At 45.9% G+C, this 16926-nt stretch carries 10 protein-coding genes; 9 read left to right on the forward strand and 1 reads right to left on the reverse strand.

Going from position 1 to position 16926, the window contains the following annotated elements:
- Window positions 1-193 precede the first annotated feature (193 nt).
- The 3 genes from B4C79_RS05080 to B4C79_RS05090 all read left to right on the forward strand — a co-directional run bounded on the left by B4C79_RS05080 (window position 194) and on the right by B4C79_RS05090 (window position 7630).
- The gene (locus B4C79_RS05080) at window positions 194-5305 is read left to right on the forward strand and encodes a hypothetical protein (protein WP_291762267.1); all 5112 of its coding nucleotides are present in this window, start codon (window positions 194-196) and stop codon (window positions 5303-5305) included.
- Window positions 5306-5360: 55 nt separating this feature from the next.
- On the forward strand, window positions 5361-6404 hold the full coding sequence (locus B4C79_RS05085; RefSeq protein WP_291762270.1) for a hypothetical protein: 1044 nt from the start codon (window positions 5361-5363) through the stop codon (window positions 6402-6404).
- A gap of 102 nt (window positions 6405-6506) precedes the next feature.
- Window positions 6507-7630, forward strand: a protein-coding gene (locus tag B4C79_RS05090; RefSeq protein WP_291762274.1) for an IS3 family transposase whose coding sequence is annotated in 2 segments (ribosomal slippage) — window positions 6507-6756 and window positions 6756-7630 — 1125 coding nt in all. Because the reading frame shifts where the segments join, the coding sequence is not laid out codon by codon here.
- Between the two features lie 22 nt (window positions 7631-7652).
- Here B4C79_RS05090 and B4C79_RS05095 read toward each other — a convergent pair.
- Complete coding sequence (locus B4C79_RS05095) at window positions 7653-9548, reverse strand: sigma-54-dependent Fis family transcriptional regulator (protein ID WP_291762276.1); 1896 nt, start codon at window positions 9546-9548, stop codon at window positions 7653-7655.
- 370 nt (window positions 9549-9918) lie between these two features.
- Here B4C79_RS05095 and B4C79_RS05100 point away from each other — a divergent pair, with 370 nt between their 5' ends.
- From B4C79_RS05100 to B4C79_RS05125, 6 genes are all read left to right on the forward strand, one after another.
- Window positions 9919-10803, forward strand: coding sequence for a transporter (locus B4C79_RS05100; RefSeq protein ID WP_291762279.1), 885 nt, complete (start codon window positions 9919-9921; stop codon window positions 10801-10803).
- Between the two features lie 89 nt (window positions 10804-10892).
- Window positions 10893-11489: a gluconate 2-dehydrogenase subunit 3 family protein gene (locus B4C79_RS05105; RefSeq protein ID WP_291762282.1), complete on the forward strand. Its 597-nt coding sequence runs from the start codon at window positions 10893-10895 to the stop codon at window positions 11487-11489.
- A 17-nt stretch (window positions 11490-11506) separates the two neighbouring features.
- Complete coding sequence (locus tag B4C79_RS05110; RefSeq protein ID WP_291762285.1) at window positions 11507-13069, forward strand: FAD-dependent oxidoreductase; 1563 nt, start codon at window positions 11507-11509, stop codon at window positions 13067-13069.
- A 70-nt stretch (window positions 13070-13139) separates the two neighbouring features.
- On the forward strand, window positions 13140-14558 hold the full coding sequence (locus tag B4C79_RS05115) for a benzaldehyde dehydrogenase (protein WP_291762518.1): 1419 nt from the start codon (window positions 13140-13142) through the stop codon (window positions 14556-14558).
- Window positions 14559-14786: 228 nt separating this feature from the next.
- Window positions 14787-15974 carry an ABC transporter substrate-binding protein gene (locus B4C79_RS05120; protein WP_291762288.1) on the forward strand — a complete coding sequence of 396 codons (1188 nt, stop codon included), beginning with the start codon at window positions 14787-14789 and terminating at the stop codon, window positions 15972-15974.
- 78 nt (window positions 15975-16052) lie between these two features.
- The gene (locus tag B4C79_RS05125) at window positions 16053-16919 is read left to right on the forward strand and encodes a branched-chain amino acid ABC transporter permease (RefSeq protein ID WP_291762520.1); all 867 of its coding nucleotides are present in this window, start codon (window positions 16053-16055) and stop codon (window positions 16917-16919) included.
- Window positions 16920-16926: the final 7 nt, after the last annotated feature.

Raw genomic sequence — 16926 nt, forward strand, 5'->3', positions numbered from 1 at the left:
TTAGAAGAACTATACGGACATTCTGCGTGCATGCACGCAAAAATGTTGTCAATATTGCCTAAACTGTGTAAATCTGGGTTTCTAGCTTACTCGAAGACGTCACTTAGCACCCGCCACACCATTCCTTTACGAAGAATAACGTGGATTAAGGTCTTTCTCGATTGAGCTTAATTTAGCTCAAGAGGGAAACAAAATGAGTATCGGTTCGATCACAGAGAACGACCTCGCCGGTCAGTCGGGCACCGTAGAGTATGGGATTTCTGTTGCAACAAAGCCTACCCTAATAAGCGACTTTAAAAAAGCAAACGAGAACCATCCTCACTTAAAAAGAATCTCTCAACTCCTTCTTCGGGTCACGAAAGCCGAAACCAGCACTGACGGTTCAGGTTACCTTCTGAGGTTTTTACACACCCTAGCCCAACCTCAAATTCTTAACCAGCTAGCGGCATTCGGAAAGCAGAATGAAACTGCCGGAAATCTATTCAAGCTCATCATTACGTTGACCGAGTGTTTAGATCAGTATCAATTTAGTAAGAGTATGCGAACGCGTTACCACGGGGAAACTCTGTCCCGAGCTCTTATAAGGGTAAAGGCGGAGTTGAGACCCCCTGAACTTTTACTTTTGGCGCTAGCGGAAAAATCTGGATTTAAGCCAAACTCATCGATATCTGAAAAGGACCAGGTTGACAAACCAGCAAATATTCACACTTTGTTTCTCTGCTTTTTACTAGTTCGACACGTCGAAACCCTGGAAAAAGGAGACGAATCTTACCTGGAACAACTGAACCTGCTCTGCAAAAGACTGAGATTAGCCGGAGAAGAGAAAGGTGAACTAAATGAAACAACTCGCAGACACATTCTAAGCATATCTATTGCGGGTTCAATCGAATTTGATGAGTTCAAAGTTACCCTTCAAAATTTTGCGAATCAACTTAAGCAAGACAATAGCAAATCAAAACAATCCCTTTTTCAGCTCGCAAAGCTGCTAATAAAAGCAACCGAAGAACCGATACGCCAAGGGCAGCACACAAGTTTCTCATTACCTAGATTACGATTTCTAGATGAAGACTCCATTCAAGAGGAAACTTCTGACTCCGCAGAGTTCGACAAAGATATAGATGACGACAGCCAGCTAGGTATTGGCACTCGGAAGAGTAAACAAAAAAAACCTAACGAATTAGTTATTTTTCCGATCAACTTACTATCGCAACTCAAGGCGAGCCGCGCGGTCGAATTCTTTCGCAAAAAAGAAACTATCTCGCCAAGCCGAATAAACAGGTATCAACTCCCCCCATCGGATTGGTTCTCACTGCAGAACTGGATAAAAAATCATGAAGGAAATGAAAACGAGACGCTTCTCTTCAAGCTGATCATATTCATATGCATGAATTTAGAACTTTCGCCGCTAGAAGCCCTAGACTGCTTGAACTCTGAAGATGCGTCCGAGTGGAGACTAATGCCTTGTAGGAACCAGATCGCTCGCAAACGTGTACAGCAACCAATAAGAACTAAAAATCCCAATTTACTGGTGGAGTGTGCTGACCATATACCGCTGAGACTACCCTTCTCCGTACCAGACCAAGAAGTAATTGACGAAAAACTGCTCACCGAAGAGTGGCTTCGCAGGAGCCTTAAGGAGATAAGAATCCCGGTTGGTGACGGGCTGGCTAAACTTATACCTCTTCAAGGGCTGTTGTATGACATCGAGAATAACGAAGATGTCGTTCGATCCATTTTGCAACATGGAAATTACGCACGCGCGCAACCAGCAATGTGTAGCTACACGGCCAACACTAAAATAGTTGATGATCAATCAATCAAGGAAATAAACCTCGTAGGCTCTCCAATTAAATTTAATCTCCAAGAACTGGAGAAAACACTTAGGGCTGAGCATCAATTATTAAAGGAGTTAGCAGCTACAGAAAACTTTCAAGGCTTCTGGAATCAACTTAGCATTTGCACAGTAAGACTATTGGGCATCTGTAGCGCCGCAAGAGGCACAGATGAGTTGTTCGAAAGTTTGAAGGACTTTGACTTCATCGGAAGAATTGCATACATAGAAGATAAGGTTAAGGATCCGGACGCGCCCGGTAGACTGTTTCCATTACCGGAATTCATGATCAGAATTCTTGAACAGGCTTACCTACCAATACGAGAAAAGTTACTTCGTTCAGAAAAAAGCCACCAGCATTCGGAATCAGATGACCTTGATGACGAAAGTAAAGAAATTCCGCTTTTTTTCTTGCTCGACAATAACCGTCAAGAAGGTTGGAGAACGATTACAGCAAGGGATTTACTTATTGACCCTAGGCTACCGACCAATTGGCCGCGTCACTTAGTCAGCACTGAGATCTCTTTGCGAGCCGATCGAGAAAGCGTAGAGTACGTGATGGATCATTCCGATTTAGCTTTCGCTGCACATGGAGTGGAAAGCCTAAGGACACCGAAAGAGATGCTCGATTTGTATAGAAATGCTATACAGAAATTTCTTACTCAAGAGCTTCAAATCGGACTTGAGTCATTTGATAATTCAGTAAATATCGCAATTCCTCTCCTACAGCTAAAGCCAATACCAAACATATCTTGGGGCAGAAGACGCAGACAAGAGCAAAGAATCAAAGATCAGCAATCACTACGAGCCATAAGGCATAAATTAATCAGAGAACACTCCAATCGATTCGCACAACTCAAGAATTCGGACTCTCCTCCACAAGAGTTAATCGATCTAGTGAGTACAAGAGCGATTGAATTAGCGGGCGATCGCGCTGAGGATGCAGTTAACACTCTAATTGCTGATACTTTACGCGTGCTATTCAGGATCACGCCCCATAAAAAACATCTTGCAACACTTTCTAAAAAATCAATCGCCGGTTCAATTCTTCAACAAGGCTTTTTAGGACACTCAACTAGGGTGCAGAGAATAGAAAAATTTTTGCATTCGCTAGAACATAGAAAAGGAAGAACAAGTAAAAAGCTGCGATTGCTCGAAGCCTGTATGTTAGTGGCATGGGAAAGCAGAAGAGCTGACAAATCATTCATCAAAGAAATTGAGGAGTTAAATTTCGATACCTATGCAATAGGAAATGAACAATATATTCAATTAAAAAAGCATGACCCACAAGTAAAATCAACACCACGAGTGTGCGCTTCGCAAAGAGTGGCGTTATTGCTCAAGGATTTAGACAAGCCCAATCGACCAACAACTAGCTTCTGGAAAGAACCACTTACAAAGGAACTCACGGAAGCCTTGTCACTATCTCTTACTGACAACTTTAAGACTGCTCAAGAAATCATTGACTTCACCGTTGCAACATCAAATGAAAGAAATATTTTCGAACTTCCACTTGGTGAGGTAAGGCTGCTAAACGGTGCGACGGTAACACAGGAAATGAGTCTTGAATGCCTTGTGAGAAAACTATTACCTGGTCATAAGCTTGTCGAAGTTGAAGATCAAGGATTACAAAAATTTAAAGCAAAAAAGACGGATGCTTCTATTTATGCCGATCAATTCAACACTTCGACGAACTTTGAAGTAGACGGAAAAAAACTAAGCGACGTAGTAAAGAAAACAAGAAGTAACAAAAAATCTATATTTATCAAAAACCTAAATAAGCTAGACATTATCGAAAACAGCTTAGCGCATCATCTGAAGAATTGGTTAATAACTACAATTGAGGAACTACCACACCACGGACGTACCGATGATTTTAGACAAGGTAGTTTGATCCGCAGCTTTGACTTGGTTTACCCCATTTTGAAATACTTAGACGGGGTACTTTTGGACTTGCCATGGCAGCAAGATGAGACCAGCGAAGTTGTGGAGGACTTCTATGACTCAGTTCAGCGGTCCAGTACAACGAAAGCACACGAAATTTCGAGAGTCAATAATTTCTTAAGATTCTTGTCGACAAACACCGACTCAATATTGGTCCAGATCCCTCAATCAGGCAAAGTCGAGAAAAGTGAAATCATCTTTAGCGAGACTGATTTTCAAACCCTGTTGGCAGCCGCGGATCTACTTCCTAGCAAGTTCAGTCAGCAAGTTAAGCTTCTTTTTATCTTCTGTTACCGATTCGGGTTCAGACGGAACGAAGCCCTAAATCTACGCACGCAGGATATTCATTTACGTGAAGTTCACATGACTATCCAGGCTCAAGGTCGCAAAGGGGCAAAGACCAAATATCCATGTTCAAATCGAATTTCACAATGCTGGAAAAGTTTACCCAGATCAGAGGAAGCTTTGATACTTGCAGCCGTGGATCAAAAGCTCGCATTAAGGGAGAGTAGGATATTTCCTGATCACACCAAAATGAAAATTTATAGTGAGTCCCTGAAGTTGCTGAAAGAGGTTCTTGGGATGGGATCAATACATACGTTGAGGCATTCATTTATTGATCGTTATTTGGGCGTGATCTTTGGTTATGCAAATCCAGATCAAGCAGAAGTTGACAGAACGATGAATCAACTTTCACTAGGAAAGCCCCGATCTTATTCCTTGTTTTCGCTAGCCAGATTGGTTGGACATATGAGTCTAGAAGACTCCACTCTTTCGCGCTACTTCCATGCAGTATCACAACTTCAAAAGCCAACTCCATCCACCACGGAGGTATTTAAACAGATTAAAACAGAAGAAATTATTCAAGAACAAGTTAGCCTTTCGCATCAAATACAGGCAAGGCTGATAGCGCAGATTGCAATACGCGTGACCCATCATAAATTTGATGAAGTACCGAGCCTTTTAGCACAGCTCGACAAGGAGGCTGCCCGGAGAATAAAGGAAAAGATAGCGAGTCTTAGATCGCAGCTTAATGAGCCTGGATATCTAGGCTCAGACCTAGTTAGCCGAATCCAAAGAACGCCAAAAAAAGAGAATGACTTTGTTCTGTACGCTGAGAAGCATCTCGACAGCATTTTTGAAAAAGAGGGACGTAAACTCTGCGGCGATCCTTTGCAGCACATTACCAGCCAATGGACTGTGGTTCTTCGCGATGAAAATTTAAAAGGTGCAGAGGAACTCGTCACTCAATTGATAAAACACGAGGCTTACCTAGGAAAGCTAAAATTTTTGGTAAAGAAAGGTTCCCCCCCTTCGATTGATCTTTTTGAAGATAAATCTCAATTCGTTACAAAAGACGATAAGGTCTCCAGAAATGTCGCCGGTGGGAAGATCCATGGCTTTACTCTCCTGGAGGAAAGTCAGTGGGATGTCCGGGCAATCGCACCAAAACCTGTACTGCTTATTTACATGGTGTTTTTCTTGAGCTTTGCTCAGTTAGTTGCAAATATTGATTCATCGCAACTTTAAGAGTCGGGTGTGTTCCGGTCTGTTTGCTTGATAAACCGGTTACCCAAAAAATACTATGACTACATTTTCAATCGTAGAAGCTATTCCAGTAGCAAAACAAGTAGATGGAGCATTTCACTTCTCTCTACCGTCCCTGTTGGCGACATTAAAGCTTTTGGACCCAAAACTCCCCCTATTCTGCAAATATGAAAACCTTTTTTGCGAAGCGATTCAGAAAGTAACGGGTCAACAATTTGGGGTCGAATGGCGAACTACTGTCAAAATTTCTGAACGTGAAAACGAACTTATCTTTTACCAATCCATTTGCATCCCAGGTTTAACTGATCAAGACCACCTAGCAAAAGCCACGGAAATCGTCCACTTAATCTTAAGCAAGCCCGAAGAAGAGCACGAAAGTGCTGATGAATACAATTCACACTCAATATATGAGCTAGACGAGAAACCACCGATCAACGGAAAAGACGAACAAGTCCATCCGCGGGGACAAAAGGCGCTTGAATTGGAGGATTCGATACTCCATGAACTACCTAACGATTACTCGCAACTGCTCAAAGAAGTTGCGAATGCCGCCGAAGCAAAATTCAAAGAAACCCAAGAAAAATTGCCACAAAACCGGAACAAATCCACCATCCAATCTATCATCCCAAAACATTCTGTGATCGTCAGCCACTCAACTAAAGACCCGGTATCGCCTAACGTAACAGAGATCAGGCAGCCTTCTGAATCCATAAAATCCGAGCGCGAAAATACGGTTGAAGAGATTACGATTGAAGGAATTCTCAGTGCTACACGTTGGGTACGTCGAACACATAATTCAACTTCTAACCTACGTTCCACAATTTCGATCGAACGCGAGGTGGAGGTAAACCTGAGTCAACCAACCATCGACGAAATTGAATCAAACCAATCGAATACGTTTGAGAATGTAACTGTTCTAATCCCAATCGATCTTGAAATCTCCGGCGAGTGCAAAGAACTAAAAGAATCCTTCCCTCAAACGGACAGAGATCGGGGACTAGCAAGAAAAGTGAAAGTTAAGGTAGCAAAATCTCTTTGTAGTGGTGAGCACATATTGATTCAAGTGCTTGAGATTGAATGACCATTTATTTGGCCTGTAGTGGAGGCCCCAATTGACCTGCCCCGGATTTTTCGATCCAGCGTGACTTAACTACAATGGTCTCTCAACGCAGCGAGAGACGAAATGAAACGAGCCCGATTCAGCGATGAGCAGATTGTTCGAATCCTGAGAGAAACAGACAAAGACACGGTTGTAGAGGTTGCCAAACGCCACGGTGTGAGCGAACCGACCATTTATGCATGGCGCAAGAAATTTGGCGATTTAGAAACCGATGAGGTTCGACGCCTAAAAACGCTTGAGGCCGAGAATGTCCGGCTGCGCAAATTGTTGGTGGACCGCGATCTTGAAATCGAGGTGATGAAGGAAATCAACAGAAAAAAGTGGTGAGCGTGCAAGCACGTTTGGAACAGGCCCATTACGCGATCGGTCGTGGTGTGGGTCAGAGACGTGCGTGCACGCTGATGCAAGTGGCCCGATCAGGCCTGTATTACGAACGCAAGATGCCCAGTCGAGACTTGCCTGTGATTGACGTGATGAAACGTTTGTCAGGGCAATATCCAAGATTTGGATCACGTCGGATTCGTGTGTTCTTGGCCAGAGAAGGCCTGCAGATTGGCAAAGAGCGTTGTTCAAGGCTTTGGAGTCAGGCAGGCTTGCAGGTGCCTGCCAAGAAGAAGCGGCGCAGAGCCATTGCAAGCGCTGCCCCACGGCCTAAAATGCCTGATCAACGCAACACGGTGTGGAGCTATGACTTTGTGTACGATGCCTGTGCCAACGGTCAAACCATCAAATGTTTGACTGTTGTGGATGAATACACTCGGGAGTGCTTGGCAATCGATGTTGCCGGCAGTATTCGTTCCAAACGAGTCATTGATGTACTGAGCAAGCTGATCAGTGTGCGGGGCGCACCGAGATACCTTAGGAGCGACAACGGCCCGGAATTCGTGGCGACCAAGCTCCTGGAATGGGCGGTGCAAGAGAAACTTGAAAGTGTGTTGATTGATCCTGGCAAGCCATGGCAAAACGGCACCAACGAAAGCTTCAACGGAAAATTCAGGAATGAATGCCTGTCGATGGAGTGGTTTCGAAACCGACTAGAAGCACGAGTAATTATTGAAGACTGGAGGCAGCATTACAATGCGGTCAGACCGCACTCCAGTTTGAACTACCTGACCCCGAATGAGTTCGTGGCAGGATTGCAAAACGATTTATCAACTGAGACCAGAAAGTTAAGTTCTCAGTGGTAGGAAATTCCCGGGCAGGTCAGATTCACTTTCCAACCGAACTCAACTTCCTATAAAGCGTAGCCCTACTCAACCCAAGCAATTTGGCGGCATTTCCAACATGCCCACCAGTCTGTTCAAGTGCTTTTTTAATTGCCTCACTTTGCATGCTTTTAAAAACACCTTCGCCATTCGAAGTTTCCGAGCTTTTCAGGTTGAAGAAATCTCTAACTTGGTCTGGCAAAAGCTCTAGGCTGACTTCCTCACCTTCATCACCAATGGCGTGCGCATAGGTTAATGCCTGACGCAACTCACGCACATTGCCAGGCCAAGGATAGGTCAATAACAGTTGGAGCGTATCCGCACTGAAATCTCGGGTGTAGTTAGAGATCTCGTTAAGCTGTGTATTCAAAAAATGTCTTAACCCGCTACGTGACCGAAGAGGCGGAATCGTCATCGTGAAACCATTGATCCTAAAAAACAGGTCCTGTCTGAATCGACCTTGTGCAATCGAATTTTCCAAGTTTTGATGCGTGGCACACACCAACTGGAAATCAACGTAACGTCCATCACTGGCGCCAAGTCGGCATACTTCCCTCGTCTCAAGTACTCGCAATAGCCTGGCCTGCAAAGGCATAGGCATGTCGCCTATTTCATCAAGAAACAGAGTCCCGCCATGAGCCAACTCGATTTTCCCGGGATTACCGCCTTTTCTGGCGCCGGTAAAAGCACCCTCGATATGGCCGAATAATTCTCCCTCAATCAACGACTCTGGGATTGATGCGCAATTAATCGCAATTAAAGGCCCATCCGCATGTCTACTGCAGTTGTGTAAAGCATGGGCCAATACCTCTTTGCCCGTGCCTGTTTCACCTAGCAGCAACACAGGTAACTCATTGGCCAGCGCACGCCCTGCTTTCTCCAAACCAGAATTAATCGTCTCATCGCCGAACTCAACAATTCGACGATCATTCCTTAATGCAGTCGGTTTAAAAATACGACCAGTCTTTCGACTGTGAACATTGGGTTTGATGAAGGCTGGTGTAATCAACAAACCCAACCCTGTACGCAAGCGAACCGGCACGGGGAATTTACATTGTCGAATCTGATCAACCAAATCCTCAAAACGACCATCAAACAAATCGTCGTACATCATGCGCTCGGGCAACTGACGTTGCAAAAAGAATGACCTGACTGATTCGCTACAACCCAACACCTCGCCGTTCGGCCCCAAAGCAACCAATAAATCGCTGCCAAAATGAACCGATTCAGGGGTCCAATGCAGCTCAATCGTCAAAAAAGCTTCTAACGATTTAAACAAGGCCCTGTGAACAGATTTCGCACATTGGTCGACTAGCGTTAGCGCACCCGGATCAACATGCAAATCGTCTCTTGAAATATCAATCGAGCCCAAAACAGCGCCAACCGGGGAAATAATAGGTGCTGCTATACAGTTAAAAAGTTGATTTCGAGCGTAGAAATGTTCCGGACCAAACACTCGTACGGCCTTTCTCTCGGCCATAGCGCATGACATTGCCGTGGTACCAACCACGTGCTCGGACAAATCCACCCCTTGCCTAAAGGCCATTTGCAGCGCCCGATCCCGATTAGCTATTGCACCACCAACAGTCAGTGCGAATCCCTTGGCATCAGTCAATAAAACAGCATAGCCTGCGCCGGCGACCGCGCGCATCAATGACTCAACCGGAGTGCTAGCGGCTTCAATTAGGGTCCGATTTCTGTCAATCAGCTCTCGTACGATCGGTTTGCTGACCGGTGCAAAGTCAACAGACTCGTTGGTGCGTTTGTTTGCATTTGAACAACGTTGCCATGAATTCAATATTGCATCGTCTACCAAGCCAGAAGGCAACAAACCACTGTGAAAAAACGCTTCTTTCGCATCACTGACCCGCTGCAGTGTTTGCACCTGTGAATACGACATTCCCGTCTCCTTTGCTGTCCGTACTCTACACATAGCCAGACAGTCTGATTACATGTCATGAAATGTATCAAATCTTTCACAATCTAGATATCGATTGACTTAAGAAGAAATGCGAATTGAGCGATGTGCGCACAGTTTAAATCGATCAAATCAACCCCAAAAATCTCATCTGAGCACATTTGATTGAGACAAGATTCTCATTTTGAGACGAAAGCTTATTCCACCCTTCACCCTTTGAAAAAATAAATAACCATTTATTTCAACAAGTTAAATCAAGTAAGCACATGAAAATTCCACATGGCATGGTCTTGGCATTACCAGTCGTTGGATGTACATACAAATCCAACAACAATTTTTGGAGACCCTTAGAATGCTTAAAAAGATTAGCGCCGCAGCCGTTGCGGGCCTCTTGTACCTGAATGCCCCTCAAATTAACGCAGCCGAAATCGCCACGGATCCAGGTGATTACGTTCCTCTACCTGCAGGTATCAACCTTGGTATTCTTTATGTACAGCATGCAACCCGCGATGCATTCTTTGCCAACGATGCACAGGTTCCCGGCAACAATCGATTGGACACAACGATTGGACTTGCCCGTTTTGTTCATTACATGGACATTGGTGGCTACATTGTCGACCCCCAAATCATCATCCCATTTGGCAAAGTTGATCTAAAAACCCCTTTTGGCCCCCTGCCCGCGACGTCTGAAAGCGGAATTGGCGACCCCTTGGTAGGCGCAACCGCTTGGTTTGTAAACAATCCAGCAAATAAGGAATACCTGGGGTTGTCAGCTTTTGCATCAGTGCCGATTGGGGATTACGATGCTCAGAAAGGACCTGTGAATCTGGGCCAAGATCGTTGGAAAGGCATTTATCAAGTAGGTTATGTAAAAGGCCTGGGCGACAAATTCATCGTTGACCTGATTGGTGAATATGCGACTTACGGAAAACAAGACAACTTCTTGGGTTTTCAGCGTGAACAAGATGATTCCCAAAGCGCGCAGGTCCATCTTCGCTACTTGTTGTCTGAGTCATCACATGTAGCGCTGTCTTACTATCAAGACTTCGGCGGTGAAACCAGTCTTGGCGGAGCGGCGCAAAATGATGAGCTGGACACCAACCGTTGGCTGGCCACCTACTCAACATTTATTGAACCCACAATTCAACTGCAATTTCAATATGGTCAAGACATTGATGTCAAGAATGGATTCAAAGAAGACCAACGTCTGAATTTCCGTGTGGTGAAGGTTTTCTGAAGCAAGCAATACGAACACACATACCCTTGTTAAAGGGAAAGTCCGGGCGGGTGTTGTCCCCCCGGACAACATCGATGCAGGAGAGAGAGATGCGAGATCTAAATCAAGACGAACTAGTGGCTATTCGTACAATCCAGAGATTGACCCGTCGTGACTTCATGAAAGCACTGGGGCTCACAGCGATTGCGGTTACCAGCACAACAGGATTGACCAGTCTGGTTCATGCGGCCAGTCAGGTTCCCCAGGGAGTTAAGTTTATGACGGGTAATGAATACCAAGTCATGAACCGACTGATGCAGGTGATGCTACCTACGGCAGGAACGAAACTTGTACCCACCGATAAAATTCCAGTGATGCAAACTTTGGATGCTGCGCTGCTTGCAACAATGGAACCTCACATTCTTCAAGGTTTGAAGGGTGGAATCGAGTACTTCAATCAAGGTCCTAAAGCAAAGTATGGAAAAACTTTTGTTGAACTGAATACACAAGAGGCAGAAGCATTTTGTGATGCTTGGGCCAATTCAAACGAAGTGCCTCAACGTGCCCTTGCTATGGGCTTGAAAAAACTGGTTGGTTTGGCCTATTGGGCCAATCCGCCCACTTGGGAACCACTGGGCTATGACGGACCGGTGACAGTGAAATGGGGATTGAAATCCCAAGGCAACACCCCACTACCCAAAGTTTGAAAGTTGAGGAGAACACCATGAACAAAACAATCCCATTAAAAGTACCCGCACATGGCTTGACAGTGACGCAGGCTTCCGATGTCACAAAATCCAAAATGACACTGAATGTCGACGCCGTCGTGGTTGGCTCTGGTGCTGGCGGTGCAATCGCCGCATATGAACTGGCCAAGGCTGGAAAAAAGGTTGTCGTACTGGAAGCTGGCCCTTATGTACCATCCGAAAAATTCACCGAAATGTTAGCCATCTCCATGGCTACCTTGTATCAAGACCATGGTGGTCAGTCCAACTCCGCAGGTGATATCACTATTTTGCAAGGCGCCTGTGTTGGTGGCTCTACCGTAGTGAATGCTGCTTTGTGTTTCCGAACACCTGATTACTATTTGAACCTTTGGGCCAAAGAGTTTGGACTGACCAACTTAACACCCGATGTAATGCTGCCGTACTTTGAGAAAGTAGAGGCGAATCTTCAGATTAAAGAAAACGAACGTTATGAGACCAGTCCCGGCGCCGAACTGATCAATCAAGGCATCCAAAAACTTGGACTACCGCCAGGATACGCCAAACGAAACGTAAAAAATTGCGGTTTGACTGGCCACTGCTTTGCAGGCTGTGTGTCCGACCGCAAGCAATCGATGCTTGTTACTTACTTGCCTTGGGCGGTTGCTTACGGTGCGAGTATCTATTCCGATACCCGTGCCACCAAGGTAATAACTAAAGGCGGGAAAGCTGCTGGTATTGAAGCACAAATAATTGACCCTGCAACAAAGACCAAAAAGTGCGACTTAACAGTCAATGCACCTATCGTAGTGTTGGCAGCAGGTCCGGTTCAAACCTCCGGAATTCTGATGAATAGCCAAGTGGCTAATTCTAGTGGACAGGTTGGAAAAAACTTTGCATGCCACCCCACCATGTCCCTGACTGCTGAATTCTCTGAAGAAGTTGATGATTTTCACGGTGCGACTCACTCACTGTATATGGACAAGTACATTCTTCCCGAAGAAGGTGGATACCTCCTGCTCAACGCTGTACAGGATCCAGTTGAGGCCAGTTTTCAGGCAGAACCAGGAACCGGCAAACCCTACATGTCCTACATGTCAAAGTACAGGAATACAATTCGCTTGATCACATTGATCCACGACAAAAATGTGGGCGAAGTAATCTGGAAAAACGGAGTGAAAGAAATCAAATACTTCGTAGATAACGAAGACTTCGAAATCATGAAAGCAGGCCTAAAGACCAATGCAAGAGTACTGTTTGCCGCTGGAGCAAAACGTATTTACATCCCGACTTCGCAAAAGCTGATTATCGAATCTGTTGATAAAATTGATGCTGTGATCGACGGTCTTAAAAATGAGCCTGCCCGATACCGCTACACATCATTCCATCCACAAGGCACCTGCCGCATGGGGGCTGATCCTAAGAAGACAGTGGTCTCACCGACAGGTGAAACACACGATGTGAAGAATCTGTATGTGGCTGACGCAAGCTTGCTACCCACATCAATTGGCTACAACCCCTCAGAAACCGTGTATGCACTGGCTCATTACATCAGCGATCACATTAATCGGGTTCATGCCTAAATTAAATTAGTTACAGGAAAAGAGAATTATGAATACAGCTAGCAATGTGGTCTGGAATGAGCACATTTTTATGGGTGGGTGGCGAACAGGCCATGGCGAGCAAGTGTCCGTCATCGAGCCCGCCACCGGCGATCTACTGTCCACGCTTCAAACAGCTTCAATAGAGGATGTTGATCACGCCGCCAACATCGCTCAGAAAACCCAACAAGAATGGGCAGCAGTACCATTCGACAGGAAAGCGGAAATTCTTCGCAACGCAGCCAGTTTACTCAAGAGCCGAGCTGATGAAATCAACGGTTGGAACACCCGCGAATGCGGCTCCATCCCGCCAAAAGCGCAGTGGGAGTTGCAAGCGACCTACGAACAAGCCCTTATGGCTGCAGCGCTGCCCATGCAACCTCATGGGCAAATCTTCCCATCCAACATGCCTGGACGAAGAAACTATTGGAAAAGAATTCCAATAGGTACGGTTGGAGTAATTGCTCCTTGGAACTTTCCTGTTCTGCTGTCCATGCGCTCAGTTTTCCCTGCGTTGGCCATGGGCAATTGCGTCATCTTGAAGCCTGATGTCAAAAGTGCCATTTGTGGTGGTGCTTTGATGGCTGAAATTCTTCGGGAAGCTGGTTTGCCCGAAGGGGTTTTTCATGTACTGCCAGGTGGACCAGAAATTGGTGAAGCTTTGGTTAAACACCCCTTGGTCAAGATGATCTCGTTTACGGGATCGACAGCAGTTGGCCTGAAAATTGGAGAAACCTGCGGTCGCATGCTCAAGAAGGCTGCTCTCGAGTTGGGTGGCAACAATGCCATGGTTATTCTTGATGACGCCGACTTGGAGTCGGCTGTCTCTTGCGCGGCTTGGGGATCATTTCTACATCAAGGCCAGATCTGCATGCAATCAGGCCGCCACCTTGTCCATGAATCAATTGCAGACCAATATGCAAATTTGTTAAGCCAACGTGCGAAGAACCTTTTCTGCGGTAACCCATGGAAGGAACAGGTTCACTTAGGACCTTTGATCAACGAAACTCAAGCACAACGGGTAGAGCGCATTGTAAACAGATCGATTGAAATGGGAGCTACCTTGCTGGCTGGCGGCAAACGAAAAGGAAATTTCTATGAAGCCACAGTTCTGGGAAATGTAACCCCTGAAATGCCTGTTTACTCAGAGGAAATTTTCGGACCAGTAGCCCCGATTACCACTTTTTCAACAGACGATGAGGCAGTAGCGCTCATCAACGGATCTGACTATGGATTGTCAACAGCCATTCATTCTCGTTCCACAGAGCGCGCACTTCGTATCGCCAATCGAATCCATGTAGGCATGGTTCATATCAATGATCAAACTGTAAACAACGAGTTCCAGGTACCTTTCGGAGGTTTGGGATCTTCTGGTAGCAGTGGCCGCTTCGGTGGTCCTGCAAACATCGATGAATTCACCACATCCCAATGGATTAGCGTGATGGAGCAAGGTATCCAGTACCCGTTTTAACTTTTTGCTCCTGAAAAGTAAGACGGATTTGCAGCTTGAACCTGGTGAGTCGCCTCACCAGGTTCTTTTTTTATATATCAAAAAGGTATCAAACAGATACTTATTCAGTGTTGGACAGCCAACTTCCCGTTCGATAAGTTCACAACATGCTTCAGTTCATGCCTTTTGGGTATGACAAAGTGGCGAGCCAATAAAAGGCAATAACAAATATTCAATGGAGGAGTTGTGATGAGTTCTACTCAAAGGAATACCCGCGCCCTGCGTTCTGCGCTATCAATTGCACTGGCAGGTACATTGTCCGTGTACTCACTGGCAAGTCACGCAGCCGACAAAGTCAAAATTGGCTTGATGCTTCCCTATTCCGGGACCTATGCAGCCTTGGGAGACGCAATTACCAATGGCTTTAAGCAATACGTCGATGAAAACGGCGGAAAATTGGCTGGATTACCCGTGGAATACTATGTGGTGGATGATGAATCCAATCCGTCCAAGGCAGTTGAAAATACCCGCAAACTGGTCAAACGCGACGAGGTGGATGTACTGGTAGGCACAGTCCACTCAGGTGTAGCAATGGCCATGGCAAAAGTAGCCCGTGATAGCAAAACCCTGATGATCATCCCGAACGCAGGTGCTGATGAACTCACTCGTGAGCTCTGCGCCCCCAATGTTTTTCGAACATCTTTCAGCATGTGGCAGCCTGCTTACGCAATGGGTAAAGTGATGGCGGACAAAGGCCATAAAAAAGTGGTTACGCTGACCTGGAATTACGCGGGTGGAAAACAATCTATCGAAGGCTTCAAAGAGAGCTTTGTAAAAGGTGGCGGCACTGTCATCAAAGATATGAACCTGCCCTTCCCCAACGTCGAATTCCAGCCATTCTTAACTGAAATTGCATCGATTAAGCCTGACGCAGTATTTGTATTCTTCGCGGGTGGTGGCGCTGCAAAATTTCTGAAAGATTATGAGGCCGCTGGATTGAAAGGAAACATTCCACTCTATGGTTCTGGTTTCCTAACAGATGGTGTACTTCCTGCAGTTGGTAAATCAGCAGATGGTGTAATGACCACATTGCACTATGCAGATGGGCTCAAAGATCCGATCGATATTAGCTTCCGTGCCAACTATGAAAAGCGGTACAAAGCCACTCCTGATGTGTATGCGGTTCAAGGTTACGACGCAGCCAAACTTTACGAGGCTGGCCTAAAGGCAGCCAAAGGCAATACCGAGAAAGTGAAGGAAATCGCAGCCGGTATGAAAGCGGCCAAGTTTCAAAGTCCACGTGGCCCCATTTCAATTTCCAAAGCACACAACCCTATTCAGAACATTTATTTACGCGAAGTCAAGAACGGCTTGAATAACGTTGTAGGTGTGGCTATCCCGGCGCTGGACGACCCAGCTCGTGGTTGCAAGATGTAAAACAAAGCAACTATATCCAACGTATTTCAAATGCTATCAACCGCAGGAGTGAATGAATCGCTCCTGCCGGGGACTCTTATGGATTTCATTTCTTTCTTCATACAACTACTCAATGCAGTGCAGTACAGCCTGGTACTGTTTTTAGTCGCCAGCGGATTAACTTTGGTGTTCGGCATCATGGGCGTCATCAATCTGGCTCATGGAAGTTTTTACATGATTGGCGCCTACCTGGCATTCGTCCTGACCGGTACATTTGACAGCTTGCTGATTGCAATCGCAATCGGCCTTCCGCTTGCATTTGTATTTGGTGCCCTGCTGGAGAAATTACTGATTACGCACCTATACAAACGTGATCATCTTGAACAGGTTCTACTTACCTACGGGTTGATCCTCATCTTCGAGGAAATCAGAAGTCTACTGGTGGGCAACGATGTTCACGGCGTACCCGTTCCGGAATGGCTTACTGGTTCCATTCCGCTCGGTGATGTTCAAACCTATCCGGTGTATAGGCTTGCAATATCAGCCGTGTGTATCATCTTGGCCATCGGCCTTTACTTCCTGATCCAACGCACCCGCTTGGGCATGATGATCAGGGCAGGCAATCATGATCGGGTTATGGTGCAGGCCCTTGGCATCAACATCAATCGAATCTACATGTTTGTTTTTGCACTGGGGGTTAGCCTCGCAGTGTTGTCAGGCATGCTTTCTGCGCCCGTGTCATCCGTGTTTCCAAACATGGGCTCACATGTGCTGATTATTTCGTTTGTGGTCGTCGTGATTGGTGGAATCGGCTCTGTTTGGGGGGCATTACTTGCCTCCTTGGTGATCGGCTTCACAGACACCTTCGGAAAGGTTTTTCTTCCTGAAATCTCCGGAATGCTGGTTTACCTGGTAATGGCGGCAGTACTGCTATGGCGACCTGAAGGTCTCTTTAACCGCAGCTAAGGAGCTT

Origin of the sequence: Limnobacter sp. UBA7229, assembly GCF_002473065.1 — a bacterium.
In the GTDB taxonomy this organism is placed as follows: Bacteria; Pseudomonadota; Gammaproteobacteria; order Burkholderiales; family Burkholderiaceae_B; genus Limnobacter; species Limnobacter profundi.